Origin of the sequence: Desulfitobacterium metallireducens DSM 15288, from assembly GCF_000231405.2 — a bacterium.
GTDB lineage: Bacteria > Bacillota > Desulfitobacteriia > Desulfitobacteriales > Desulfitobacteriaceae > Desulfitobacterium_A > Desulfitobacterium_A metallireducens.
In genome coordinates this window covers 774,281-800,137 of sequence record NZ_CP007032.1, presented here as the reverse complement: position 1 = coordinate 800,137, position 25,857 = coordinate 774,281, and the positions used below count along the sequence as shown (strand labels likewise).

At 42.3% G+C, this 25,857-nt stretch carries 24 protein-coding genes; 3 read left to right on the top strand and 21 right to left on the bottom strand.

Features of this window, described 5'->3' with window-relative positions; genetic code table 11:
- Positions 1-12 precede the first annotated feature (12 nt).
- From DESME_RS03840 to DESME_RS03815, 6 genes are all read right to left on the bottom strand, one after another.
- A complete protein-coding gene (locus DESME_RS03840; RefSeq protein ID WP_006715177.1) occupies positions 13-759 on the bottom strand; it encodes a hypothetical protein in 747 nt (248 codons plus the stop codon).
- Positions 760-819: 60 nt separating this feature from the next.
- Positions 820-1,926, bottom strand: coding sequence for an ABC transporter substrate-binding protein (locus DESME_RS03835; protein WP_025248644.1), 1,107 nt, complete (start codon positions 1,924-1,926; stop codon positions 820-822).
- Between the two features lie 32 nt (positions 1,927-1,958).
- Entirely contained in the window at positions 1,959-2,765 is an 807-nt protein-coding gene (locus DESME_RS03830) for an ABC transporter ATP-binding protein (RefSeq protein ID WP_006715179.1), read from the bottom strand.
- A gap of 5 nt (positions 2,766-2,770) precedes the next feature.
- Positions 2,771-3,778, bottom strand: coding sequence for a FecCD family ABC transporter permease (locus DESME_RS03825; RefSeq protein ID WP_006715180.1), 1,008 nt, complete (start codon positions 3,776-3,778; stop codon positions 2,771-2,773).
- Between the two features lie 14 nt (positions 3,779-3,792).
- Positions 3,793-4,389, bottom strand: coding sequence for an Ig-like domain-containing domain (locus DESME_RS03820; protein ID WP_006715181.1), 597 nt, complete (start codon positions 4,387-4,389; stop codon positions 3,793-3,795).
- Positions 4,390-4,636: 247 nt separating this feature from the next.
- Complete coding sequence (locus DESME_RS03815; protein ID WP_006715182.1) at positions 4,637-6,841, bottom strand: cell wall-binding repeat-containing protein; 2,205 nt, start codon at positions 6,839-6,841, stop codon at positions 4,637-4,639.
- Positions 6,842-7,050: 209 nt separating this feature from the next.
- On the opposite strand from DESME_RS03815, the gene DESME_RS03810 reads away from it, so the two are divergent.
- On the top strand, positions 7,051-7,611 hold the full coding sequence (locus DESME_RS03810) for a hypothetical protein (protein WP_006715183.1): 561 nt from the start codon (positions 7,051-7,053) through the stop codon (positions 7,609-7,611).
- Between the two features lie 98 nt (positions 7,612-7,709).
- Here the strand turns inward: DESME_RS03810 and DESME_RS03805 are convergent, their stop codons facing one another.
- On the bottom strand, positions 7,710-8,585 hold the full coding sequence (locus DESME_RS03805; RefSeq protein WP_006715184.1) for an NAD(P)-dependent oxidoreductase: 876 nt from the start codon (positions 8,583-8,585) through the stop codon (positions 7,710-7,712).
- A 215-nt stretch (positions 8,586-8,800) separates the two neighbouring features.
- Here DESME_RS03805 and DESME_RS03800 point away from each other — a divergent pair, with 215 nt between their 5' ends.
- Positions 8,801-8,992, top strand: coding sequence for a ferredoxin (locus DESME_RS03800; RefSeq protein ID WP_006715185.1), 192 nt, complete (start codon positions 8,801-8,803; stop codon positions 8,990-8,992).
- Positions 8,993-9,067: 75 nt separating this feature from the next.
- Here the strand turns inward: DESME_RS03800 and DESME_RS03795 are convergent, their stop codons facing one another.
- The 3 genes from DESME_RS03795 to DESME_RS03785 form a co-directional block, all read right to left on the bottom strand.
- On the bottom strand, positions 9,068-9,514 hold the full coding sequence (locus DESME_RS03795) for a DUF6773 family protein (RefSeq protein ID WP_006715186.1): 447 nt from the start codon (positions 9,512-9,514) through the stop codon (positions 9,068-9,070).
- A 92-nt stretch (positions 9,515-9,606) separates the two neighbouring features.
- Positions 9,607-9,807, bottom strand: coding sequence for a helix-turn-helix transcriptional regulator (locus DESME_RS03790; protein ID WP_006715187.1), 201 nt, complete (start codon positions 9,805-9,807; stop codon positions 9,607-9,609).
- Between the two features lie 153 nt (positions 9,808-9,960).
- Positions 9,961-10,923, bottom strand: coding sequence for a DUF2935 domain-containing protein (locus DESME_RS03785; RefSeq protein ID WP_006715188.1), 963 nt, complete (start codon positions 10,921-10,923; stop codon positions 9,961-9,963).
- Between the two features lie 312 nt (positions 10,924-11,235).
- Between DESME_RS03785 and DESME_RS03780 the strand changes: the two genes are divergently transcribed.
- The gene (locus tag DESME_RS03780; RefSeq protein WP_006715189.1) at positions 11,236-11,784 is read left to right on the top strand and encodes a hypothetical protein; all 549 of its coding nucleotides are present in this window, start codon (positions 11,236-11,238) and stop codon (positions 11,782-11,784) included.
- An 83-nt stretch (positions 11,785-11,867) separates the two neighbouring features.
- On the opposite strand, the gene cydC is transcribed toward DESME_RS03780, so the two are convergent.
- The 11 genes from cydC to DESME_RS03725 form a co-directional block, all read right to left on the bottom strand.
- The gene (gene cydC, locus DESME_RS03775) at positions 11,868-13,649 is read right to left on the bottom strand and encodes a thiol reductant ABC exporter subunit CydC (RefSeq protein ID WP_006715190.1); all 1,782 of its coding nucleotides are present in this window, start codon (positions 13,647-13,649) and stop codon (positions 11,868-11,870) included.
- Positions 13,646-15,394 (bottom strand): thiol reductant ABC exporter subunit CydD, encoded by a 1,749-nt coding sequence (gene cydD, locus DESME_RS03770; RefSeq protein ID WP_006715191.1) that lies wholly within the window; start codon positions 15,392-15,394, stop codon positions 13,646-13,648. The genes cydC and cydD overlap by 4 nt, the downstream gene beginning before the upstream one ends.
- A 145-nt stretch (positions 15,395-15,539) precedes the next feature.
- Positions 15,540-16,544: a cytochrome d ubiquinol oxidase subunit II gene (gene cydB / locus DESME_RS03765; protein ID WP_006715192.1), complete on the bottom strand. Its 1,005-nt coding sequence runs from the start codon at positions 16,542-16,544 to the stop codon at positions 15,540-15,542.
- The gene (locus tag DESME_RS03760; RefSeq protein ID WP_006715193.1) at positions 16,535-17,920 is read right to left on the bottom strand and encodes a cytochrome ubiquinol oxidase subunit I; all 1,386 of its coding nucleotides are present in this window, start codon (positions 17,918-17,920) and stop codon (positions 16,535-16,537) included. The genes cydB and DESME_RS03760 overlap by 10 nt, the downstream gene beginning before the upstream one ends.
- A gap of 265 nt (positions 17,921-18,185) precedes the next feature.
- On the bottom strand, positions 18,186-19,151 hold the full coding sequence (locus DESME_RS03755; RefSeq protein WP_006715194.1) for an ADP-ribosylglycohydrolase family protein: 966 nt from the start codon (positions 19,149-19,151) through the stop codon (positions 18,186-18,188).
- A 108-nt stretch (positions 19,152-19,259) separates the two neighbouring features.
- Entirely contained in the window at positions 19,260-20,357 is a 1,098-nt protein-coding gene (locus tag DESME_RS03750; RefSeq protein WP_006715195.1) for a pyridoxal phosphate-dependent aminotransferase, read from the bottom strand.
- A 21-nt stretch (positions 20,358-20,378) separates the two neighbouring features.
- A complete protein-coding gene (locus DESME_RS03745; protein WP_006715196.1) occupies positions 20,379-21,359 on the bottom strand; it encodes a GHMP family kinase ATP-binding protein in 981 nt (326 codons plus the stop codon).
- Positions 21,359-21,916 carry a cob(I)yrinic acid a,c-diamide adenosyltransferase gene (locus DESME_RS03740; RefSeq protein ID WP_006715197.1) on the bottom strand — a complete coding sequence of 186 codons (558 nt, stop codon included), beginning with the start codon at positions 21,914-21,916 and terminating at the stop codon, positions 21,359-21,361. The genes DESME_RS03745 and DESME_RS03740 overlap by 1 nt, the downstream gene beginning before the upstream one ends.
- On the bottom strand, positions 21,913-23,328 hold the full coding sequence (locus DESME_RS03735) for a cobyrinic acid a,c-diamide synthase CobB (RefSeq protein ID WP_006715198.1): 1,416 nt from the start codon (positions 23,326-23,328) through the stop codon (positions 21,913-21,915). Before DESME_RS03735 ends, DESME_RS03740 begins: the two co-directional genes overlap by 4 nt.
- Positions 23,329-23,354: 26 nt before the next feature.
- On the bottom strand, positions 23,355-24,329 hold the full coding sequence (gene cbiB / locus DESME_RS03730) for an adenosylcobinamide-phosphate synthase CbiB (protein ID WP_006715199.1): 975 nt from the start codon (positions 24,327-24,329) through the stop codon (positions 23,355-23,357).
- Positions 24,326-25,840 (bottom strand): cobyric acid synthase, encoded by a 1,515-nt coding sequence (locus tag DESME_RS03725; RefSeq protein ID WP_084553210.1) that lies wholly within the window; start codon positions 25,838-25,840, stop codon positions 24,326-24,328. The genes cbiB and DESME_RS03725 overlap by 4 nt, the downstream gene beginning before the upstream one ends.
- Positions 25,841-25,857: the final 17 nt, after the last annotated feature.

The window sequence follows — 25,857 nt, the reverse complement described above, 5'->3', positions numbered from 1 at the left end:
CTTATCTCCTCCTTAGAATTTTTTAACCTGCTGTTTTGTGCAGGTTTGCCACCTCACCCCTTCCCTTGCTGGCGCCTCTATAAGCGTAACTGGCAGGACACATTTTCCTTCAAGCAATATTGCTTTAAGGGTGTCTCCTAACTTGACTAAATCATCCGCTTCTAAAATCGTTCCCTCTAAGCTTTTCACCATATCGACAATTGTCTGCTCTAGAATATCCCTAACAGCAATAACATCGGTGTCACTTTTAATTTTAAGTTTCCCTTTAAAACGCCCATCATTGCCACTAAGGCGAAGGGCTGCTCCAGCAAGTGCACCAATGACTCCCTGCCCTGTACCACCATGTTCCGAAAGATGTATCCCTAAATGTTGAGCAAGTTCATAAGCATCCTGTTTCGTTAAAATAGCTCTCTTCGCTTTTTGTCCAAAGGCAATGAGCTCGTCTCCTTGAGTGAGTCGCTCAGGAATAAGGACACAAAGCCCAGGATCAGACCCTTCAGCACTTTCACGAACTAAAAAATCAGTCGCAAAATCGATGAAGCGATTCAGATATTCCTCCTTCATTTCAGCCACGAAACACATTGAACTATTATGGGAGGTGTAAGGAATATCTTCATGAACGAATAACTGGTGGCGTGTCACTCCAAAGGTCTTGCCCCAACCTTGTTCTTCAATTTCCTGTCCCAATATTGTGGCTAACTCACCTGTTCCCCGACTCTCAAGATTGTCTGTATCGTCAATGCATACCAGGATTTTCATCTTACCGACCCCTTTTTCTATTCGAATTTTAACAATTATCCCCTAAACTTAATTAATATTTTACTTAGGTATCCTCATCCCTTTTCCATTCAATACTTGGGTAACGGTTTCATCTGTCAGTGGATAATTAAAGAATTCCTTATAAAATTCACGCACTTCTTTTTCCAGGTTCAAGTCAGAGAATCTCTCTGGATAGAGTGTCTTTGCCGTCCATAAAATTGCTAAAGGCGTTTCTAGTGACCCCGGATGGCCCCACCGTGAAACACCATTGGGCATTTGATAAACCTTTCCGTTGCTCACCGCATTGATATTGGACCATTGCGGATTTTCCCTGATATAGTCATCGACACCTGCCTCATTAACAAGAATAACCTGAGGATTCCATAACAAAATTTGTTCAAGACTCGCAATATATTTATTGCCTTCGACAACTCTGAGGCTTTCACCTACTGAAACATTGTTCGCCCCAACGATATTTAGCCAATCTGCGGGTAAAGTATCCACGACATCAGTTCTCGTCGCTTCATTAATTGAGTGATACACTTTTACTCGATCTTTCTGAGGGATATCTTTGACCTTCTCTTGAACACGCTCGACACAGGATTGATAATACTCATTGTAGCTTAGCGCTCTATCCTCTGCCCCCACAGCCTGACCAATCATACGAATTGCGAATTGTTGCTCAGAAATATTTCGATAATCGACCACAAGATAGGGGATTTTACTTTTGCGCAGTTTCTCGATTTCCCCTTCATTCTGAGCAGTATCGCTACTAATAAAAACAATATCTGGCCGAGTATTCAATAGTTCTTCAATATTAATCGCACCTGAGGAAACAGGGACTCGGGCGTTCTTTATATCTGGAGCTAGATCAGTGAGTAATACATCTCGCTTTAACCCATCAACAACAGCCACGATTTCTGAACTTTTTCCCAACATCGTTAGCACATGTCCTGAAAAGGCATACAAACAGGCAATTCTCTCCACCTTAGCGGGTATGACAACCTGCCTACCTATGGAATCAGTAACAGTAATAGTCTCCTGAGTTACCTTGGCTTGTTCTGATTTTCCATCTATTGTCTTCATTCTCCATAATCCGAGAAAAAGACTAACGACAGCCAGGATAAGAAGACTGATAACCAGCGCGCGTTTTTTCTCTTTATCCACAACGAAACTACCTTTCCCAGACGTAAGCACGTCTAGCTCAATGTATTGAGTGGAATGATTTGTTTAAGATCGTTATCCCCAATCGCACAAGAAACAATTTTGGCATTGATATTATAAACTGCTTTAATATTTTCTTCAGATAGAATATCTCGAGGTGGGCCTACAGCCGTTAACGTTTTTTCATTCATCAAAGCCACAGAGGTGGCTATATTATTGTTTTCGAAATAGAAAGCATGGTTAGGAAAGTGGGTCGCCATAATGATCGACAATCCGGTCTCCCGGACTAAGCGAACAAGGGTTTCCATGATCAGCAGTTCATGCTTAAAATCCAAGTGTGCTGTTGGCTCATCCATGATAATAACCGGAGTCTTCTGTGCTAGGGCTCGAGCAAGCATCACAAGTTGCCCCTCACCGCCACTTAATTGAGTATAGGGCCTATCTTTAAATCTTTTTAGGCCTAACAAATCGAGAGCCTCTTCAGCAATACGCCTATCTTCTAAGGATGGAGAAGAGAACATCCCGGTATAAGGAGTCCTTCCCATAAGTACAATGTCCAGTACCGAATAGGGGAAGCTTTTCTCATGATCTTGAGGAACATAGGCGATATGCTTAGCAATATCACTAGGGCGAAATGTATTGATCTCTTCTCCTCTAAAAAAAATCTGACCGGTTCGGGGTTTTATCGTTCCCAGAAGGCAATCGAGTAGTGTCGTCTTCCCACAACCATTGGGCCCGATAAGACAGAGAATCTCTCCTGAATCAACCTGAAAGCCTACGTTTTGAAAAAGAGCCTGATGATCATACCCAAAAGAGATATTTCTTACCTCAATCAAGGACATTTCCCTCACCACCCCTTTCCTTTGGTCATTTTTAATAAGTAAACAAAGAAAGGAGCACCTATTAAGGCGGTTAAAATACTCAGCGGGATTTCTGAACCCGTTAGCATTCTCCCCGTTAAGTCAATCAAAATTAAAAAACTCGCCCCGAGCGAGAAACTTGCGGGCATTAATACCGAGTTATCGTTACCCACTAGCATCCGTCCAATATGAGGGATAATTAGACCCACCCAACCGATTGTCCCACTCACTGAAACGGCTCCCGCAGTCGCAAGTGTAGCAAATATAACGACCAATCCTTTATTCAGAGTTATATTAATTCCAAGTGAACGGGCTTCCCGATCTCCCATTGAAAGGACATTAATACGCCACCGGAGGGCCCATAAGCCAGCCATCCCAATCAACATGGGAATTCCCGAAATCCAAACGTCCTGAAGATTGGCAGAGGCTAAGCTTCCCATCAACCAAAACACAATAGCTGGGAGCTTATCATAAGGATCGGCAACATATTTTATGAATGAGATTAAAGCTGAAAAAGCTGAGGAAACAATGGTGCCACCGAGTACCAACATAATGGTCGGCGCTGTTTTGTAAGCTCTTCCGATTAAATAGCTTAGAAGTACAGCCAACAAAGCAAAGCTAAGCGCAAAAAAGTAAATCGTACCACGTGTATTGAAGAGTAAAATCGCCAAAGCCGCTCCAAATCCGGCGCCTGAACTCACCCCTAAAATTCCTGAACTCACGAGAGGATTGCGAAACAGTCCCTGAAAAGCTGTCCCGCTCATAGCTAAAGCCCCGCCGACTAATGCTCCTAAGATAGCCCTTGGCATGCGAATCTCCCAAACAACGGTATTATAAATATCCGGTAAATGACTTGGCGCAGAGATGAGCTTCGACCATAAAAGGTTAATCACGGAGACAAACGATATGGGGTACCTGCCTATAAAAAGAGAAAGAAATACAAAGCCTAAAGGACAAACGATGAGTAATACAGTGGTGATGATCTTTCTCTTCATGCCCGTAACTCCTCTTAATGTTTTCTTTTATATAAAGTAAAACCGATGGCTAGGCCTAGAATCACAACAATTCCAATAAGAATTCCTTGAGAAGAATTACCCTGATTTGTCTTCTCTCCAGGGGATGGATTTGTACCCATCGTCACGAAATTGATAATCGTTTCTTTTTCTAGAGAAACTCCGCTCTTGGATTTCAGCTCAGGCGCTATCGTCACTTTGTAAGCTGTTCCGGGCTTTAAATCCTGCAAAGGTTTTAAGATTACTTCTTGGTTCTTCTCGGGTTCTATCTGGTCATCTGCCATGATAACCTCAATAGGTATCTTACTCCCCTCAGAGGAGCTAAGTGTAAAGGCTTTTTCATTCTTATCCTTTACCGTCATGTTAACAACATTTTTACTAAATGTTAATTTAATTTCAGCAGGCAAATTTACATCTTTTTGACCGTCGGCTGGCTCTGAAGACTCCAAAGTTAAAGGGTTTTGGTTTCCACCCCCACTTCCAGTTCCTGTTCCATTTCCATCTCCAGCTATGACAGTTGAAGCTCCTATGAAACAAAGCAATACCGTAAGTAAGGATATTAAATGTACTCTTTTTAATAAAATATGAATCATCCTCTCCTCAAATATTCAGAATCAACCCCTAATTCAGCCTAACCTTACACCAGTATAACAAACTACTTCTAATCCTATCAAGTTAAAACGAACTAGAACTAATTAAATTAAACTAAACAAGCTAAAACGCGAAAGAGGTGTCTTCGATTTGAAGACAACCTCCTTGCTATCCAAAAGAAACGGGTGCACCTCGTCAAATTGCTTAAACGAAAATGCACCCGTTTTTTTCACTTGATAATTTTAGATTTTACTCTACAGCAGGATCGGTAACGACAACTTGTCCTTCATAAGAAGCTAAGACTTGGCTATCTTCTGCATCAGTTTTTACCGTCAAGACTTCCAATTTGTAGCTATAATTGCCTGCTTTGTTGAAAGTCACTTTGAAGTCACTGGTTGCTGCAGCAAAAGGGAACCCTGCTTCCGGACCGTAAAACGCAGCTTGGTCTTCGTTAAGTGCCCAGTCGATAAAGGCTTTTCCCGTAGTATCGTAATACTGAAGGGCAACATTGTCCTTAGAACCCTCTGTTAAAGTGACTTTAACAATAACGGGTTTTTTATCTGCTTCGAGGTTAGCAGCATAGCTATTAGGTGAAGTCGTTACGCTGAAATCTTGGGTTACACCGGTTGTTGCTTTATCGCTTAAGTCAGTGACAATACTCGGTGCAGCAAGGAGCTCAGGATCACCGGATAATTCCGCATTTTGAACTGTATACGTCTTACCATCATTATACGTAACTTTAATGACCGCCTTACTCGGAACATCCCCGATGCTCCCAGCAAACCCACTATAATTCCAGTACCCATCACTTTCGCTATCAAAGGTTCCATTGATGTTAAAAGGGCTAGAAAGTTGATTTGTATTTAGACGTAAGAGTTTTTCAGTTGAAGTATTGGTTGCTAAAAGCGTATCTTCGCCATCGGTCGTTTTGTAAAGGCTGACTTTAATGGTCTTGACATCGTAAGCTTTTTTACCATCAACTAAGGAAAATCCAACATTATAGCCATTCACTCCTGATAATTGCATCACTCCGAAGTCTTCGGGTTTAACATGGTTAAGCGCCTCAGCATTCAGAGTTGAAGGATCACCACTTAAGTTGGCATTGGTTACAGTATAAACATCATTGTCCTCAGTTGTGACCTTAATCACTGCTTTGGTAGGAACATCAAGGATTGTACCATTCCAGGTCCCATAATTCCAATAACCATCATTTGTAAAGTTACCATCTATGTTAAAAGGCGTGGAAAGTTGAGTTTCTTCAGGGAGATTTGCAAAAAGTTGATTGGTGCTTGTATTCGTAGCCAAAAGGGTATCGCCCTTATAGAGGCTTACTTCGATATTTTTAACATCGCTTGTTTTAAACCCATTAAAACCAAAGCCTACGCTATAGCCGTTAACCCCAGAGGTTGTCATAACCCCAAAATCCTGTGGTAAGACATAATTGTAGCTCAAAACTTCATCCTTAACAACGGTTTGTCCGCCTAGAGCGATCAGGTTACCCCCGGTCATTTTGGGTTGCAGAAAAGCTTCCGTAGCTGCATTCAGCGTGGAATCTGCAAGAACGATTGGAGAATTAGATTTAGCGGCTAGAGGCGCAGCCACTAAAGCATCCACTAAGTGCTCATCTTGTCCATTAGCAATATACACTTTGTTATATTGCAAATCACTAAACTTCTCAAGGACATCGCGGTTTGTCTCGAAACGATCACTTCCTGCAATTCGCTCCTTTACGGTACCCGGAAGGTTTTCAAGAATACTTGAACCCACTACGGTTTTACCCCCAAGAACATAACTCTCCGTGATTTGATCCTTTACATCTTCTAAATAATTGGCTTCAACTGTAGAAATGGTATCCCCATCAGCCAGAAGAATCGGCATATTTTTTGTGGCTGCAATGGAGGCCACTGAAAGTGCATCAGCATAAGTGTAAGCAGTCGTCATCATGATACCTGAAACGTTCTTAAGTTGCTTCGCAATATTCGTTGCTGTAGCAAAACGATCTACTCCACCCAGTTCAGCTACAACTTCGATTCCGTCATTGATTTTAGCAAGTTGATTTTTAACACCTTCACCAATCACACCACTGACTGTATAAACCTTTTTAATTTTTAAATCTTCTAAAGTTTTCACAGTTGCCTCAGGAATTAGATTTCCTTCCGTAAGGAGAATAGGCGCATTAAGGGATTTTGCTAAGGGTGCTGCTGTTAAAGCATCCACTAAGTTTTCCTCCATGCCCGGGGCTAAAATAGCTGTATCGGTATCCCCACTTTTCCATCCTTGTAAAGCAACTTGGGCTGCAGTTTCATACCGAGTCGCTCCAAATAAGCGTTCAACCGAAGTTCCAAGTGCAGGGACTGTCGGGTCGGAAGCGAGAACAGCGTATGGAAAAACTGTTCCTAAGGTTAAGGACGCTGCAAGAACACCAGTGAACATTCTGGTTTTTAATTTGTACATCTAAGTATTTCTCCCCTTGATATGTATTAGCGGATTGCTAAAATGCAATCAACATGTTAATCATATAGCATCCAAGACATGCTTTCATTAGTATATTACTGGTATTGCTGGGATAACTAGGGCTACTCGGGTTATTCGAGTTGGTAACATATTCCATGACATTTGAATATTGTGCATTAAAGGTCTTCCTAAAAAAGGAGGGAATTCCAATGCGACCCTTTCCGGCACCTTACCGTTCAAATACAAATTCTTTCACCCAACCGCGGAATTACTCTCGACCGCTCAATTCCTCACCCTACTCAAAGCCCCCTTTAGTCCCTTCATCTATTTCCCCTATAACTCAGCAACTTCCCTCAACTAAGACTAACCTTCCAACTTCTCAATCACTACAACCAACACCCTCGAATCCGACCTTATCCACATCTCAAAGCGCTTTGTCTGGATCTTCTTCAAAAGATGAGTCCTTATTAAATCCTCAATCATCACTACTTCCCACAAAAAAAGCACTTCCTCTGACGGAAGGCTCGAGCTCCTTAAAAGAGCAAAGTTATCTCCTCTTTCGTGAGGTCGGCCCTGCGTTGATGAAGGAATTTGGTCCCCCCATCGCACGCCGTATTGGTCCTCCGCTCGTCCGTCGCATAGGCCCCCCTTTAGTCCAAAACGTTGCGCTTCCCCTAGCTAAAAAAGTCGGACTTCCTCTAGCTAAAAGAGTAGCTCTGCCTTTGGCTAAAAAGTTCGGCATTTTCTTACTTCACCGTATTGGATTATAGATGTAACCAAAGACAAAAAGGTTATCACACTCTACATCTGTAAAGTGTAATAACCTTTCTTGTTGAACCGTCCTATACTATATGTCCCAATTTACGATTTACTGATACAACTTAATCAAAACTTGCGTCCCGCTATCTTCTTCTCCTTCAGCCGCAAGTTTTTCATAAAGTGACTTGGCTAAGTCAAGTCCCGGTGTCTTTAGACCCATTTCTTGGGCTGAATCTATGGCGATCTTAATGTCTTTAATAATATGTTTAACGTAGAACCCTGGAGCATAATTCCCAGCTATCATCTTAGGACCCAGATTAGATAGAGACCAACTGCCGGCTGCACCTCCACCGATACTTTCTAAAACGCGCATCGGATCGAGCCCCGATTTTTGAGCATAAGCCATTGCTTCTGCAACACCAATCATGTTCGAAGCAATCGTAATTTGGTTACACATCTTCGTATATTGACCAGAGCCTGCAGTTCCTTGCAGAATGATATTATTTCCTATCACTTCAAAAACAGGTTTAACTGCGTTAAAATCTTCCGCTTCTCCACCGACCATAATCACGAGTTTGGCATCTCTTGCTCCGATATCTCCGCCTGAAACGGGTGCATCTAAAACATGAATGCTTTTTTTCTTTCCTTCTATGGAGAGTTCCTTAGCTAACACCGGACTGGATGTTGTCATATCGACTAAATAGCTTCCCTCTTTAGCATGAGCGAGTAACCCACCTTCACCAAAATAAACTTCTTCAACATCCTTAGGATAGCCTACCATACTAATCACAAGTTGACTTGCTTCAGCAAGCTCAGCCACTGTATTTTTCCAAATTGCGCCAAGCTCAATCAGTTCTTGAGCGCTCGATTTTGTTCGGTTATAGACATTCAGACGATATCCCGCTTTCATCAAGTTTTTCGCCATGCTTCTGCCCATAACTCCAGTTCCAACAAAACCAATCACGGTGTTCGGTGATATTGCCATTCCCTTCACTCCTAAACTTAGAATTAAGACTTTGATAACGACTCTATATCATCATTAAATTAGACAAAGTGAAGCAAGATTCCTTCTTGCATGTTGATAAAGGAATAGAGTTTCCACATCATATTTAAAGTGTGATTTTAATCAAGGAATTACTCTAAAAAATAAATTATAATGAATTTAGTAAAAGAGCAAAACGCTTAAAGGAGGTTCTCGTAATGACAGCAAAAGTGGATAAAGGGGTATGTATTGGTTGTGGACTCTGTTCATCCATTTGCCCCAGTGTTTTTCAAATGAATGATGACGGATTGGCAAGTGTCTTTATGAATCCAGTACCAGAAACTGATACGGAATCGGTACAAGAAGCCTGTAATAATTGCCCCGTAGGTGCGATTAGCATCGAAAAATAGGGTAAAGGAACAACATCCTAGATTTTAGGATATTGTTCCTTTTATTTTGTGATATTGGGAAAACTGGGGTGTACTTTATATATCATCATCAAACTCTTTTTCGTACTCATGACCTCTATTCCGGTTATATTTATTGGTGATAAAAGAGAGTGATATAAATGATACCAAAAATATAAACAAAAAAACCGCTGGCCTCTGCCAGTCATAGACTGCTGATTCCTTCATCTTTTTAAAAATAGACACCGCTGAGGCAACCAAAACGATTACAATTGCTATAATCAGGTTCTTTAGCGATTGCCTATTCACATGCGTACTGTAAATACTTATCTTCATCATATGCATTCTGATAAACTGATATAGTGGGGAAAATATCAAAATTAAATATTCCGTAATACATTCTGTTAGATTCATATTAAAGACTAAAGTTTTAACTAAAAATGATAGAGCTACACCACAAAAAATTATTATTGCGAGTTCACTCCATATTTTATTTTTCGCCTGTTCAACTCTTTCATCATTCATAATTATACTACCCCCAATATATTGAAATTTCGAAGTCATTCATCATATCAAAGAGCTTTTCGGTCTACTCTATATGGTTTTCTTCTTTTCCCTCATGGCGTTACCTCCCAAAACAATTCATCTAATGTTTTTCCCAGCACTCTACATATTGAAATACACAGATTTAATGAAGGATTATAATTGCCCGATTCAATCATTCCAATCGTTTGGCGTGTAACCCCCACTGCTTTTGCTAAATCTTCTTGTTTCATATCGCATTCAATCCGGGCAATCTTCATTCGTTTATTTTTCATAAATGTCCACCTTACATTACATATTATTATATATATCATACTAAATGTCAATTATATATTGCATTTATTTCAAAAATAAGAGCAGGCCGCTTCATGCCTGCTCTATAAATAGAAGTTCATACCTTATGACCCCTCAAATTTTTACTAGAAATACTACCCTCTTCCTCCCTTAAACTCCGGCAAGGGCATTCCCAGAATTCTCAAGTAATGATACGCTTCGCGTAAAACATGATCACCCAATAATGCTGATATCGTCGATTTAACTTGACAAGCGAGGATCATCTCCGTAGCTGCTGCTTTAAAGTCTTTAAAGCTTAGAGTTGCCTCATAGCTTTCGCGAGTGATTTGCTTGAGGCTTGCTTTGGGCTGTGTCCCATCCTCAAACTTTTTCTCAAGCTTTGCAAATTCCTTAGCATATGAATTTGCTTTCTCAATAAGAAGATTTTCAGAAGGATCAAGGAGCTGACGAATCACTTCCGCATGCTCTTTCATATGAGAATTCCAGAACATCATCATCTCAACACAGTAGAATGTGGGATCAACCATTTGCCCACTCTGTAAACGCAAAATCTGTTTGATATATAACTTCGTTTCATCCAGCTGATGATGAAAGATAGAGGGCAACGTGTGTGTAAAGAGACAACACCTCTTTGTTACATCTTCATAAACACGGTGCAAGAATCCTGACATGGCCTGTGCACAAGCAAGAGCTTTCGCGTTGAGAGCACAAATACTCTCAACAATTTCGGGACCCACACTAACCATTCCGCTCATCATACCCGGTTGTAAGTTCATTTCTTCTACTGTTAATTGCATATTGATTTCGATTCCACTAAGTTCCATCGTTTTCTGTTCAGCCATTAGGGTTTTATCCGTAAAGAGTTCCCCAGATTGTAGGACTTCAGCATCAACTCGGCCTTGAGCCAAACAAATTGCCTCATATAGGACTTCCTCAAATTGGCATTTGTAATTCTCCGCCTCCTGAATTAAGGCAACATCTTTGCACTCGAAACCATCTTCATCAAAAATAGCATGTTCTTTCATAATCCGAGCCCAGAAAAGATGAAGTTCTAATGATTCTCGAACGAAATCACCCGTAATTGGCATGGTGCTCATAACGTTTACTCCTTTCGTACATGCCTGCTCATAAAGTATTTCTGACACAGCGTATGCGCAATAAAGAGATTTGCGCACATCTATTTATCCACTCCATTACCCTTTAATGTCTTCATTAATGCATATGCACCTTCTGCTCGAGTTAAGACCCACCCGAGTCGAATGAGCATTAAAGATCAAAATACTTGAATAAATTAGATAAGTTTATATAAGTGTAAAATTTTCTAAATATTTTGTTGGAACTTGCAGGTTTTTCTGTTTTTGTGCCGAAATTCTTTAAGGATTTTACTAATTTTTTAGGAGTGAGGAACAATGGCACATCCTCTTTGGCTTGTTTCTGTCCTTGTCAGTTTATTATTTTTAGCAGGATGCTCTCCTTCAACCTCAGCACTGACTTCTTCTCATCGCCTTCAAGCTGTTCAAACTTCCAGTGTAGCAATCGAACCCCTAACCCCAATCGATCGTAAAGAAATTGAGGATCTTGCCCTGCTATTTGCTCAAAAATATTACACCTATACTTTAGAAAACTACACTGAAGTTAATACAGAGCTAATTCCCCTGTTAACTCCAGAATATCGAGATACCTTTGAAAAAATAACAAAGGATGGCTTTCTTGCTGCACAAGCTGTAAATGCAAAATCCAAGGTGGAATCTGTACAGATGCTCGAGGTTGACAAACTATCCACGAACCAGGCAAATGTTCAGCTTACCTTCAAAGCTCAGACCACCACCAATGGCCAAACCACAGAAAATCGCTATAGCACGAAGCTCGATCTTCGTAAAACAGAAAATCATTGGAAAATCAATGCTATTCTTTCCGAACAACCTGTAGAATTTCTAGATCTAAGGAAACTGCTTTAGGTGAATTATGGGAAAAGGCGCTTTACTTCAATATAAAGAAGTTAGCGCCCTTTTTATATCCTAAAATGCTATCATATGTGCGGTTATTTCCTAAAACCGTAAAAAGATCTAAATATATCGGCTCTTTCCCATAATTGTGTGTAAAGCGTTCCTGCGCTCAAAAGTTCCTGATGGCTTCCCCGTTCCAGAATTCTTCCTTCATTAAATACCAGAACTTTATCCAGATTTTGCATGATGGGTAAATGATGTGAAATGACTAAGACTGTCCGGTCCTTCATTAAGTCAAAGATTTCTTGTATGACGTCCCGTTCTGTTACTGGATCAAGCCCTGTTGTGGCTTCATCTAAAATCAGAATTGGGGCGTTTTTTAAAATAACTCGAGCTATGGCCAGCCGTTGACGCTGCCCACCTGAGAGTTTAAGACCTTCTTCTCCAATTTGGCTTTCATACCCTTGCGGCAAGGAAAGAATGAAGTCGTGAATCTTTGCCCTCCGACAGGCTTCAAATAATTCTTCATCCGTTGACTGAGGCTTAGCTAACAATAGGTTTTCCTTAACTGTAGCATTGAAAAGATGTGTTTTCTGAGTCACTACCCCAAAAAACTGACGCACTTCCTCCGAATTCAGGGAGTGAAGTTCTTTACCTCCCAGTTTAATACTCCCCTCATGATAATCCCAAAATCTCAGGAAAAGATGAACGAGACTGCTCTTTCCTGCTCCACTGGGACCCACGATTCCGACTTTTCCCCTCAGAGGTACTTCAAAGGAAATATCCTTTAAACCATAAGTTTCACTTTGTTCATACTGGAAACTAAGATGAGAAATTTCCAAAGCGGGTGAAGCTAGTAAAGGAAAGGGAATCTCCTCCGAACGAACTGAAGCAACCGAAGACTTAGATGTCTCCTCAACTTCTGGCTTTGATTCCTTTAACTCCCACAAACGATCCGCTGCTGCTCGATTTTCCTCAAGCTTTTGTAAGGACATGGGAAGTGCCTCAATCGATTCAAAGCTGCTGAGAACGCCTAACGCTAGCATTCCAAGATAGATACCTCCAAGTTTTCCTTGTCCGACAAGGGTAATTCCCAAAACAAGAACCATCCACATCCCTAAATTAGAGACCACTCCCAAAGTCGCTCCAGATAGTCCTGATAAACGAGCATAACTTCTTTGCGCTGAACTATATCCTTTCTGAGTTGTTTTAATTTTTTCAAGATATACCTCTTCTTGTCCAAAAGAGATCAATTCAGTCATTCCTATGATAAGATCCAGCGCCTGAACCTGAAGCCGTGCTTTTTCTTTAACCTTACGCTCTCCTGAACTTTGACCAAGCGCTTTAATACCCAAAGGAATCCCGGCCCCACCAAGAAGAAAGAATGCGGCAAGGATAAAAGGTAACCTCTGATCAAAGGGGGCTAAGAATAATCCAAACCCTAATAATACGAGAACCGCAACCAAGGGGGGAGCGAGTACCCGTAAATACAGATCTTTTTGAATTTCCACATCACTGACAATTCGGCTGAGTAAATCGCCACTTTTAAAATAGATCAGTCGCGCTGGGGCTAGAGGCTCAATCGCTTCATAGACGCTGACTCTAATCCGGCTTAGGATACGAAAAGTCACATCATGGGAAACATAACGCTCTAAATAGCGGAGAACAGCTCGGGAAATTCCGAAAAAACGTACACCTACGATGGTCACCATCAAATCCATGACGGGAGGGTGAAGAGCGGCTCTGGCCAAAAGATACGCTGCAGTTGCCATCAAGCCAATATGACTAGAAATCGTTAACGCGCTTAACAAAAGTGCCAGCAGAATACGTCCTCGATAAGGAACCATCTGTCGAATCAAATACATGAGTCCTTTCATGCTGTCTCACCTCTGTATTCCCTGACAAAACGTGCATAGAGTCCTTGTTGCTGTAACAATTCTTGATGAGACCCTGTTTCCACAATTTGCCCTTGATCAAGGACCAGAATTCGATCTGCCTGACAAACTGTATTTAAACGATGAGCTATCATCAACACGGTCCGCCCTTCCATCAACTCGGATAAGGAGTCCTGAATAACGTGTTCACTTTCAGCATCTAATCCTTCTGTCGCCTCATCCAAAAGTAAGAGAGAGGCATCTTTTAGGAATGCCCGAGCAATCGCGATCCGTTGAGCCTGCCCACCGCTCAACCGGGCTCCCCCTTCACCCACCAGAGTCTGATACCCTTGAGGGAGGCTTACAATAAAGTCATGAGCGGCTGCCTTCTGCGCTGCCTCCCTTACCTCAAAATCCAAAGCCTCAGGGCGTGCCAGCCGAATATTCTCCTCGATCGTACCTGAGAAAAGATACGGCTGTTGGGATAAATAAGTAATCTGGGAGCGCCATTGAATCAGCGTGAATTGATTGAGTGGAGTTCCCGAGATTAAAATTTCTCCCTTTGTTGGTTTAATAAAACACATGATTAAAGAAAAGAGTGAACTTTTTCCGGCTCCGCTCGGCCCAACCAGCGCAATGCGCTCACCAGGCTGAACTTCAAAATCAACCCCATTGAGAGCCGCTGCTCCATCTCTTTCGTAAACAAGAGATATATTTCTAAAGGCCAAGTCAAAGTTTATAGGAATCTTTGCCTGCAATTCCTTGTTTTTAAGATTTTCATCATTTTCAGTTAAATTCTTAACTTCATCCAGAACCTCAAAGATACGATTTGCCGCGTTTATACCTGACATGCTTGCATGAAACTGCAAACCTAAATTTCGTAAGGGCTGATAAAATTCTGGAGCAATAACTAAAAGAAATAGAGCCTCTTCAAATAAAATCTGTCCATAAACCAATCTTAAACCTAGTGCCACTGCTACGAGTGCCGTACTGATCGTGGCCATGAATTCCAAAACAAGAGCGGATAAAAAAGCAATCCGCAAAACACTAAGAGTTGTCTCACGAAAAGAATCACTCACCCTCCCAATAACTCGAGCCTGATCCTTACTGCGTCCAAAGACTTTCAGCGTTGTTAATCCTTGCAGCATGTCTAGGAAATGAGCACTCATCCAACTTAAGGCGCGCCACTGTTGCAACGACTTTTTCTCTGCAAGTTTACCGATCAACATCATAAATACCGGAATCAGGGGACCTGTTAGGAGCATAATAATCCCCGTTTGTAAATCTCTAGGGAAAATATAAAGAAGCATAAACAACGGAATCAACCCAGCTAATGCCAGTTGAGGTAGATAACGTGCAAAATAATCCTCTAAAGATTCGATCCCCTCAATCGCAGTATTCACTAATTCTCCTGCCCGTTCCCCCCGAGCATGGAGCGGACCTAATTGGATCAAGGTTCTCAAAAATTGTCCTCTTAGATTCTCTTTAACCCGAATCGCCGCTTCATGTGCTGCCATTTCGCTCAACCACTGAACGCCACCTCGCAGCAGCAAAATTCCGAGGATCCACAGAAGAGGGACCCAAACGCTAGATAACGTCGCCCCCTCAAGAAAAACCTCAGCCACAACGTGAGAAAAAACACGGGACTGAGCAATCGCCAACCCTGCAACTCCAATTCCTAGTACGATAGTTATAATGAGGAAACCTGAAACGCGACGCGATTCGCGCAGAAGCCGTTTATCGATCATCTCTTCATCCCCTGTCTACCCTGCTTATTCTACACAGTTGTACTTAGAGTTTATCTGCCCTAGACGTATACTTTCTGTTAGTACCAAAAAAGGGCAAGTTATTCCTAGTTATACTTGCCCTAACTTGATTAACTTTTTTTATTTCTTAATAATGGAGTTCTTTTTCGGTCACTCTTTTTCTAAATACCCAGTAAGTCCAAGCTTGGTAAGCGAGAACAATCGGAACCATGCTCAAGGCGACAATCGTCATGATTTTCAGCGTATAGGGACTTGACGATGCATTATAAATAGTTAAACTCCATTCCGGTTTTAAGCTTGAAACCATGACCCGAGGGAAAAGTCCCCAGAAAATAGAAACCGTTAAGAATATGATGGTCAACGCACTCGAAATAAATGCCCAACCGCTTTTTCCGCTACGAGTCATAACATTAGCCAAAACTAGAGCTAAAGCGCACACAAGCAGTGCAATCGTGGCACCTGTGCTTGCAAACAGATCGGTTTCAAAGGCAGTCATCACTGCAAAAGCCACAACGACCAGCACAGTTACAACTCCAATTTTCTTAGCTCCACTTTGAACTCTGTGGAGTATTTCTCCTTCAGTTTTAAGACTTAAGTAAAGAGCTCCATGAAGTGTGAATATAAGGAAAGTTGATACTCCACCTAAAATAGCATAGGGTGAAACGAGATCAAAGAAATTCCCGGCAAATTGCATCTTCGCATCAATCGGAACTCCGCGAATCAAATCTGCACAAGCTACACCCCAAAGGATGGCTGATAAAGCACTGCCAATAAAGATCATCCAATCCCAAAGATTTCGCCACTGAGGACTTCTGTCCGAACTTCTAAACTCAAAGGCGACTCCGCGGACAATCAAAGCAACAAGAATCAAGAAAAGAGCAAGATAAAATCCACTAAACAAAGTGGCATACCAGTTTGGAAAAGCGGCGAATAAGGCGCCACCTGCTGTGATCATCCAAACTTCATTGCCATCCCATACGGGGCCAATCGTATTGATTAAAACACGACGTTCTGTATCATTTTTGCCGAGGAAAGGAAGCAATATTCCCACTCCAAAGTCGAATCCTTCAAGAAAAAAGAATCCAGCAAAAAGCACCGTAATTAATATAAACCACAGAATGTTTAAGTCCATAAGGATGCCCCCTTCGCCACATTCTCAGCCGACTCTGCTGCCGTTTCATCTGGGCCTTTTTTTATATATTTTACAAGAAGATAAACATCTGCTACGGCTACAACGCCATAAATTAGAGTAAAGCCGATCAGTGTCGTCAGAACCTGGCCTGCGGGAACGACTGTTGAAACACCTGCTGCTGTTTTTTGTAATCCGTAAACAATCCAGGGTTGCCTTCCCGTCTCAGCAATAAACCAACCTGTTGTATTCGCGATATAAGGTAAGGGAATTGACCAGAGTAGCGCTTTTAAATACCAATTTTTCTGTTCATACTGTTGATTTCTCAAGAAATAAAGTCCAAGTAGAACAATAAGGACCATTAAGCTTCCTATAGCCACCATAATCCGGAAGCTCCAGAAGAGAGGGGCTACAGGAGGTATATAATTCCCAGTGCCATATTTTTGTTCATCAGATGATTGAAGCTCATTAATTCCTTTAACTTCTGCCGTGAAACTGTTAGTCGAAAGGAAACTTAATACACCAGGAATCTTAAGTTCAAAATTATTTTTTTGATTTGCTTGATCAATTGACGCAATTACATTAAAACCAGCTGGTTGCTCTGTTTCCCAGTGTGCTTCAACCGCTGCCATTTTCATCGGCTGAGCCTCTACCAAATGGACGCCTTGTAGATGTCCTATTCCGGTAACGCCAAAAACACTAATTACGCCAAAAATAATTGCAATTTTAAAAGACCGACGAAAAACTTCTGGAGAAGTCTTTTTAAGGAGATGATAACCACTGACTCCAAGGACAAAAAAGGCTGCTGTAGTAAAACCACTCAGAACAGTATGGGGAAATTGGTAAAAGACGTGTGGATTTGTAATTAAAGCAAGAAAGCTTTCCATCTCGGCACGGCCATTTCTCAAAACGTAACCGACGGGTTCTTGCATAAAGGAGTTTGCAATTAAAATCCATAAAGCAGACAAGTTACTTGCAATAGCAACGAGCCAAATCGTTAAAAGGTGAACTTTCTTGGATAGTTTTTCCCAACCGAAAACCCATAGGCCAAGAAAAGTTGATTCCAAAAAGAAAGCTGCTAGAGCTTCAATTGCCAGAGGTGCTCCAAAAATGTCACCCATAAAACGAGAATACTCAGACCAGTTCATTCCAAACTGAAATTCCTGTACCAAACCAGTTACTACTCCGACCGCAAAATTAATGAGGAAAAGTTTCCCCCAGAACTTCGTCATCTTTTTATAGACTTCATTCCCCGTTCGGACATAAAGCGTTTCCATTATTGCAACCAGAACGGATAATCCGAGTGTGAGTGGTACAAAAAGAAAGTGATACGACGTCGTCACTGCAAATTGCAATCTAGATAATATCAATGCACTCATCCGATGGCCTCCTTCTTAAAATTAGGCATAAAATAGTAATATTTTGAGAATCTCACCTCTAGATAGAGGGATCAAAGTGAGAAAAACGAATTCATATCATCGCCTCTTTCCACGGATAATTATTTTAAATTGGTATTTAGTATTACATTTACATTCTATTTATTTTAATTCTAATTGTCAATCTTTTCACAAGTTTTTGTTAAGAATTTTTCGCTAAAGATTTTTAGAATTGCAAAAAAGCAAAGATCTTGACCGTTATAGTTTATCAAAACCTTTGCTCCTTCTTTGAACACACCTTAACAAAACGATCAATTTGCTCTAGAATTTGATCTTTCTTTATTAATTCGTTCAACCATTCAGTTGGAATATCTGTATACCCATAATAGAGTCCAGCCAAGCCTCCCGTCACTGCCCCAATCGTATCTGTGTCCTCACCGAGATTTACTGCTTTGAGTAGTGTCTCCTTAAGACTAACCGCCTGAAGTAAACACCAAATGCTTGCTTCAAGTGTATCCACGACATAACCGCTTGAAACTATTTTTTCTTCAGGCAAAGCGATGAGAGAACCATCAAGAATCCTCTGATACGCCTTCATTTCTTTTTCTAATGGAGTTCCTTTAAAGACGGTTAGTGACTTTTCTTTAAGGATTTTATAAGCCCTGACAGGGCTTTCTCCCTCAAGTAAGGCCTTAACTAACAGACCATAAAGAGCACAACCAAGCTGACTTCGCGGATGCCCATGCGTCACTCGTGAGATCTCAGTCAGTTTCCGAATAAATTCCTCATCTGGCAACTCAGAGGAATAAAGAGCGGCAGGTAAAATCCGCATCAGAGATCCATTGCCATTACTATGTTCATCCTTCGGTCCCGCCTCTAAGGGCTGAACTCCTTGTTTCAACTGAACCATTGCCTCAGCCGTTGTCCGTCCTATATCAAAGGCTTCTTCGTAAGGCGTCAAATAGCCACTATCAAACCATTTCAAGAATCTCTCACTCATATCTCTGAGATTGTATCCAGCTAAGGATAAACTCACAACAGTGCATAAGGTGAGTGAACCATCATCTGACCAGGTTCCCATAGGATAATTAAAAGTCCCATAACCGCGCATCCCGGTTACTGGTTTTTTCAGAATTTCTTCTCGTGTGAGAAATTGAACAGGTAGTCCAAGCGCATCCCCCACGATCACTCCAAGAATTCCACCCTTAATTCGGTTGATATTCTCATGGATCATGGAATCAACTCCTTTTCTCCATCCCATGACTTCTTTAATTCTATTTTAACCTCTAAGATGCGCTTTATCTAGACAAACATCATCATATTTTGAAGATTCATTCGATTTCTACCCAACCATAACCCGCAACCTTTCCAGCAAATGCTTCATGCTCTCTTTATCTTTGATGGCCACTCGAATATATTGACCCTCCATTCCTTGAAAGTTATCACAATTCCTGACCAGAACTCCAAGCCTTCCGAGTGCTTCCACCACTTCAATTGCAGTCCGCTCCTTCACTTCGATTAACGCAAAATTGACATGGGTGGAATGTAAGATTAACGATTCAAAATGGGCATTTTTAAATTGAGTATAGAAAAAGTCCCTACTCTCATCTAACTCCTGACGAACTTCATCAGGATAATCCATATCGTCTAAAACTTCCAATCCTGCTTCTTCAGCTAAGACATTTACGGACCAGGGATCTCTAAATTTTCGTACGCAAGCCAAGACTTCAGCTTGAGCAAAAAGTGCTCCCAACCGAATCCCAGGTAAGGAAAAAAACTTAGTCATGGAATAGAGTACGATGAGCTTTGGGTTCTCCTTAAGAAAAATATTAGCACTGCAGCGCCGTTCCTCATTCAGAAAATCATAAAAAGATTCATCAAACAAAACCCAACAGTTTAACGATTTGGCAATCTCAAGAATCAATTGCAATTGTTCAAATGCTAATACGCTTCCTGTGGGATTATGAGGCGAATTAAGGTAGACCAGCTCACAACCGGTTAACGCCTTTTGCCACAGATCGATAAACTTTTGTCGGCCTTCAGGTGAATCGACATGCGGTAAACTATCCCATCCGTCCACCCCTAATGTTAAATGGAAAATTTCCGCTTTAACAGCCTGAGCTGCACGTTCATATTCACTAAAACCCGGAACGGGTATGAGTACCCTTTTGGGGTGCAACGCCAAGGTTAAGCTAAAAAGAAGTTCTCCTGCCCCATTGCCCATTAAGATTTGCTCAGGTGATAGATCAAAACGCTGACCTAATTTTTGAGTCAGGCGCTTATATTCAGGATCAGGGTAATGCGTAATTTCAGGAAGAGATTCTATTAGATGCTGCCAAACACCGCTCGGTGGCCCAAAAGGATTAATATTGGCTGATAAATCAATAAAGTCTTCTCTACCGTATTTCTCCCGAGCCTCGCGCAAGTTTCCTCCATGCATGTCGACTCCTCCTTTCAAACATCAACCTAAATTATTCAATTTTTCCTCAAGTGCTGCGCTTTGAATTCCACCATCACACGTTTCCATCCATTCAAGATGAACTGGATTAAATCGAAAGCGAGTGTTTTCTAGGATCTCTGCTTTTTTAACTGGCGATATTTCGGGGGGAAAGACGCCCGCAAGTATCGTTCCACTGTGTGCTGATATCATTCCTAATCCCCCTATACTTTGAACAAAGTGAGTAAATTCATCATCATAAGGCTTTGGATTGATCTCTTGATTGCACTGAGCGCTGATCGTACTCGCATAAGCCATTTTTTCTAAATCACCATGAGCTATCCCTTCATAAAAAATGGCTAACGCTTTTTGGATCAAAGATTCATACTTTCGATAGTGACCATTTAGATCAGAACGCGCATTAAACCTCTGCGTATCCAGCGTTCCACCCCCATCGAGAACGAGCAGCAGTGCCGGAACATTAGGTCCCAGTTCCCGTATATATTTCCCATCCTGATGGGCGAATTCCGTAACACCGGGAAACATCACTGGATCAGAAGGTTCAATTGCTAATGCAATATGGGCAATATCTTCAGGTTTCCAAGGAGTTTTAAGAGAAGTAAGTACCGCAGCCATCACTGCAGAAAGGTCAGCAGTGGAACTTGCCATTCCTTTGCCAACCGGAAGCTCCGAGTGGAAATTCACCTTTCCCCTGCATTCAAAGTCAAATTGCTTCGCCAAAAGGGTTAACGCTTTTTCCGTTTTTGTTTTTTGGTCTGAAAGTTGCCAGGGGCTTCTTCCCCTGGTTTCAAAAGCGATATACTCAGGACCATCTTCCGAACCTTCGCCTGAATCTACTCGTTCCTGATGCTTAACAGCACGTGTTTCAACCTCAACATAGCGATTAACAGGGCAATCGATTAAAAAAGGCGTTCCATTTTTTGCTCCCTGAATCCACTCTCCACAAGTACCCGGGCAACGGGCCCAACCATAATATGCACTCATTAATATTCAATCCCCCTCCGGCTCTGAATACCTTCCTGAAAGGGATGTTTTACTGCTTTTAACTCCCACCATTCATCAACCTCTTCTAACCACGCCTTAGGGAAATTCCGACCTGTTAAAACCCAATCGATCGAAGGGGCGGAATGAAGTATGCTTAAAAGCCTATCCGTAGGGACAAAGCCACGGTTCAACGCATGACTTACTTCATCTAAAATAATCATCCCATATTGTGAAGTGTGCACTTGCTCCTCCAAAAAAGATAGTCCCTCGTTCACAAGAGGAAGTGCTAGCTTAGGATCGCGATTCTGTCGAAAACATTCTCCACACCCTGTGCAATGTCTGAGGCCTGTGCGAATCATACTTGACCACCTACACCCCAACCCGAATTGAATGATTGGGATTCCCAGCCTGTTTAAACTATAAAGTTCCCCCATGTAGGTGCTTCCTTTGAGGAATTGAACAATAAGAACTTTTGTGCCTGTTGAATAGGCTGTTATCGCTGTTCCCAAAGCAGAAGTTGTCTTGCCTTTTCCATCTCCTGTATACACCTGAATCATTGTTCGTCTCCTTTTTCTAGAATCCAGTTCGTCCAATGCTTCAAGAGTTCAGGATGACCTGCAAAGTTTAAATGGAGATAGGAGCCAAAGATATTTTTGCAAGTATAACCTTCCAGCCGAACAAATTGTCCTGCTTTAAATAACTGCAAGGCAGAATGCTCTTCTTCCTCCACCATCTCCTTAAATTGAACCCGCGAATAATGGAATTCATGTCCATGAAGGGTTGTCCCCTTTGGACCCAAGAAATTATCGCAGGTCATAACCCCTGCTCGATAACCCATACCTTGCAATCGGGGCATCATCTCAGCTTCCATAGGAATTAAAGAAGCCATCGTAAAGCGTCGGCCTTCGAAGTCGGTAATCGCTTGACCAAGGTACATATAGCCGCCACATTCTGCATAGATTCCTTTGCCTGTTTGCGAAAACTTAGCAAGAGAATGCAAGAAAGAATGATTTTGGCTTAACTCTTCGAGATGCAGTTCCGGAAACCCCCCGCCTAGGAAAATCCCATCTAAATCCTCGGGCAGAACTGAATCGTGTAAAGGGCTGAATGGCACGAGAATAAAACCCAGCTCTTCAATCTGTTCTAAGGCATCTTCATAATAAAACGTGAAAGCTTCATCTCTGGCAATCCCCAACCTAGGCCGAGAACTCTTTATTTCTGCCCCAAGATATTGTTTTGCTGCAGCTAAATCAATTAAAAGCTCAGGCACAGGTTCAGTGAAATCCTCCGCCTTCAGCATGATCTGCTCAAGTTTCTCTAAATCAATATACGTTGTGATCACTTGACTAAGATCTTTCCAAAAAGAGTCTTGGAATTTTCGCTCCTGAGAGGGGACTAAGCCTAAATGTCTTTCAGGCAACTTTAAAGACTCTTCTTTCGGGATTGCCCCTAGGACAGGAATTTCTAGCTCAGCCAATGCTTCTCTTAACAAGGTTTCCTGAGCCTTGGATTTAACCCGATTCAAAATAACCCCTTGAATTTTCACCTCTGGATCAAAGGTACAAAAGCCATGAACCAGAGCTGCAACACTACGAGACATGTTGATCGCATCAACAACGAGGATAACGGGAGCCTTCAGTTGTTTTGCTATATCGGCTGTACTGCCAACGCCAGGTGTTCCCGATATCCCATCAAAAAGTCCCATTACGCCTTCAATAACAGCCCACTGATCTGATGCAGTTCTAGCAAAAACAGAAGCGAGGTGTTCTCCGAGCAGCCAACGATCAAGATTTCTCGAGGGGCGTCCTGTTGCTAAAGCATGAAAAGAGGGATCAATATAATCCGGTCCAATTTTATAGCCTTGTATAGGTCGTCTTCGCTGAGTCAAGACAGACATTATTCCCGTCGCAAGCGTCGTCTTACCCACTCCGCTATGCGTTCCAGCAATCACTACACGAGGAATATTCATATTCCACCCCTCCTCTCCGCGAGAATTCAAATAACTTTAACTCCTAATGCGTTGAACACGATAAATACTGCAAGTAAAACGCAAAAAGATAACCACGTTGCCAAATGAATAAGCTGCTCGCACGCCATAATATCTCTCCAAGTCAGCACATGTACAGGGTCCCCCATTTCCGCTCGATGATGGGTTTCGCCATAATAAACATTGATTCCCCCTAGACGAACTCCCAGCAAACCTGCAACTACACTTTCTGGATTCCCCCCGTTCGGACTCGGATGAGCTTTTGCATCCCGTCTCCAGATTTGATAAGCGTGCAAAACGGGTAGCTTTTTCAACCCTCCCGCCAAAAGGAGAAGAATAACCGCCAATCGGGCTGGAATGTAATTCGCCCAATCATCCGTACGCGCAGCAAACCAGCCAAAATCCAGATAGCGTTCATTCTTGTAACCGATCATCGAATCCAAGGTGCTGACTGCCTTAAAGGCCATCGCGAGAGGAGCTCCGCCAATGACCATATAAAAAAGCGGCGACAGAATCCCATCTACGAAATTCTCCGCTAACGTCTCTACCGTCCCACGAGCAATTTCGGCCTCAGATAGATTACTCGTATCCCGGCTGACAAACCAGCCTAACTTCTCCCGAGCCTCCAGAAGATTTCCGTGCTGTAAGGGCTTCAAAACGGTTTTTCCAGCCTCTAATAAAGACTTTCCCGCAAGAGTTGAACTTAAAAATAAAATTTCCAACATCTTTCCTAGCCAAGGATGAATCCAGGTTGCCCCGGCGATAATTGCCGCGGTAATGATAAAGCTGCCACTCACGAGGAAAAGCGTAAGCAGGGCCCCGTTCAGTTTCCGAGACTGACGCGTTCCACAATTTAGTTTCTTCTCGACCCAGGAAATAACCTTTCCCATCCCTACAACAGGATGAGGCCATCCCCGAGGATCTCCTATAATTTGATCCAATAAAAATCCCGACAGAAAAGCCCAAGAAGTTATCGTGATCACATAGACCACTCACTTTCAAGTCCCATGATCTTCCGAATTTTTTTCAAGTCAACACTATTACGAACGAGCTCGGCAAGCTCATTAAAGGCTTGTTCCCGAATTGCCGCTTGAGAAGGAGAACGTGTTAAAGCGCGTTTTTCCCCACGTCTTTCCCAAAGCCACTCAATAAGGGCTGTCCGTAAAGCATCATTATCGAAAAGCCCATGTAAATAGGTACCTAAAGCACTTCCAGCCTGAACTCCATCCCCATATAGTGTATCTTGCCCCTGAATCTCGAACAGGGGAGCACCTTCTGAAGAGGAACGTCCCATATGAATTTCGTAGCCTTGAATCGCTTCCCCCTTACATTTTTGCAGAAAGAGAGCGTCAGCGATCACAGTTCCTCTGCTTTGCACAGTATGCTTCTCCAAAGCAAACTCCGTCTCTATGGGTAAAATTCCCAACCCTTTAATTTCTTCAAGATCTGATTCAGTATGCAGTGGATCTCGGACAACCCGCCCTAACATTTGATACCCTCCACAAATCCCGATCAGAGGAGATTCTTCTTTCCAATAAGCTTGGAGCTTTTCCCCTAACCCACTCTCCCAAAGGAAACGAAGATCTGCTAACGTATTTTTACTCCCCGGAACAATGACCAGATCAGGATTGCCCCATTCTTCTATATTTTTCACATACCGGAGCGTCACATCAGGTTCGTCCATTAAGGGATCAAAATCTGTAAAATTTGAAAGATACGGCAAACGAATAACCGCAATATCTAAACAATTCTGAGGGAAGAGTGTGGAATCCATTCCCCTTTCCTCAAGCACCACTGAATCTTCTTCAGGGATCCTGAAGTGATCAAAATAGGGAACGACTCCGACCACAGGGATCCCCGTCTTTTCTTCTAAAAAGTCAAGGGCTGGCTGGAGAAGTGCTATATCCCCACGGAACTTGTTCAAAATAATTCCGCGAACCATTGCTCGTTCTTCCGGTTCTACTAATTCCAAGGTACCTACGACGGAAGCGAGGGCCCCTCCTCGATCAATATCTGCGACAAGGAGTACCGGAACTTGCCCCTCAAGAGCAACCCTCATATTGACAATATCGTTTTGTTTAAGATTAACTTCTGCTGGACTTCCCGCACCTTCGATGATAACAACTTCGTTTTCCTCAAGCAAAACATGTAAAGCCTCTTGTACGATAGGCCAAGTCTGTCTCTGATATTCTCCATGGTAATCACGCGCAGACATCGTCCCCTGGGCCTTTCCCATAATCACAATCTGAGAACCTGTATGGCCTGTCGGTTTGAGCAGAATCGGATTCATTCGCACCTCAGGTTCTACCCCGGCGGCCTGTGCTTGAACAACCTGAGCTCTGCCCATTTCTCCTCCGGAAGTCGTGATAAAAGAGTTGAGAGCCATGTTCTGAGCTTTAAACGGGCAAACCTTATACCCTTCCTGATAAAAAATCCGACAGAAAGCCGCGGCTAAAACGCTTTTACCCACATTAGAAGATGTTCCTTGGACCATTAGGCGTGCTGCTTTAT

Bases quoted from the DNA above. Each gene is read 5' to 3' on its own strand.
- DESME_RS03760 (WP_006715193.1), bottom strand. From the start codon at position 17,920: ATGAGTGCATTGATATTATCTAGATTGCAATTTGCAGTGACGACGTCG.
- DESME_RS03740 (WP_006715197.1), bottom strand. From the start codon at position 21,916: ATGATTCAGGTGTATACAGGAGATGGAAAAGGCAAGACAACTTCTGCT.
- cydC (WP_006715190.1), bottom strand. From the start codon at position 13,649: ATGAAAGGACTCATGTATTTGATTCGACAGATGGTTCCTTATCGAGGA.
- DESME_RS03825 (WP_006715180.1), bottom strand. From the start codon at position 3,778: ATGAAGAGAAAGATCATCACCACTGTATTACTCATCGTTTGTCCTTTA.
- DESME_RS03785 (WP_006715188.1), bottom strand. From the start codon at position 10,923: ATGAGCACCATGCCAATTACGGGTGATTTCGTTCGAGAATCATTAGAA.
- DESME_RS03725 (WP_084553210.1), bottom strand. From the start codon at position 25,840: ATGGTCCAAGGAACATCTTCTAATGTGGGTAAAAGCGTTTTAGCCGCG.
- cydB (WP_006715192.1), bottom strand. From the start codon at position 16,544: ATGGACTTAAACATTCTGTGGTTTATATTAATTACGGTGCTTTTTGCT.
- cydD (WP_006715191.1), bottom strand. From the start codon at position 15,394: ATGATCGATAAACGGCTTCTGCGCGAATCGCGTCGCGTTTCAGGTTTC.
- DESME_RS03755 (WP_006715194.1), bottom strand. From the start codon at position 19,151: ATGATCCATGAGAATATCAACCGAATTAAGGGTGGAATTCTTGGAGTG.
- DESME_RS03745 (WP_006715196.1), bottom strand. From the start codon at position 21,359: ATGAGTGCATATTATGGTTGGGCCCGTTGCCCGGGTACTTGTGGAGAG.
- DESME_RS03820 (WP_006715181.1), bottom strand. From the start codon at position 4,389: ATGATTCATATTTTATTAAAAAGAGTACATTTAATATCCTTACTTACG.
- DESME_RS03735 (WP_006715198.1), bottom strand. From the start codon at position 23,328: ATGAATATTCCTCGTGTAGTGATTGCTGGAACGCATAGCGGAGTGGGT.
- DESME_RS03805 (WP_006715184.1), bottom strand. From the start codon at position 8,585: ATGGCAATATCACCGAACACCGTGATTGGTTTTGTTGGAACTGGAGTT.
- DESME_RS03840 (WP_006715177.1), bottom strand. From the start codon at position 759: ATGAAAATCCTGGTATGCATTGACGATACAGACAATCTTGAGAGTCGG.
- DESME_RS03800 (WP_006715185.1), top strand. From the start codon at position 8,801: ATGACAGCAAAAGTGGATAAAGGGGTATGTATTGGTTGTGGACTCTGT.
- DESME_RS03790 (WP_006715187.1), bottom strand. From the start codon at position 9,807: ATGAAAAATAAACGAATGAAGATTGCCCGGATTGAATGCGATATGAAA.
- DESME_RS03810 (WP_006715183.1), top strand. From the start codon at position 7,051: ATGCGACCCTTTCCGGCACCTTACCGTTCAAATACAAATTCTTTCACC.
- DESME_RS03780 (WP_006715189.1), top strand. From the start codon at position 11,236: ATGGCACATCCTCTTTGGCTTGTTTCTGTCCTTGTCAGTTTATTATTT.
- DESME_RS03830 (WP_006715179.1), bottom strand. From the start codon at position 2,765: ATGTCCTTGATTGAGGTAAGAAATATCTCTTTTGGGTATGATCATCAG.
- DESME_RS03795 (WP_006715186.1), bottom strand. From the start codon at position 9,514: ATGAATGATGAAAGAGTTGAACAGGCGAAAAATAAAATATGGAGTGAA.
- DESME_RS03750 (WP_006715195.1), bottom strand. From the start codon at position 20,357: ATGCATGGAGGAAACTTGCGCGAGGCTCGGGAGAAATACGGTAGAGAA.
- DESME_RS03815 (WP_006715182.1), bottom strand. From the start codon at position 6,841: ATGTACAAATTAAAAACCAGAATGTTCACTGGTGTTCTTGCAGCGTCC.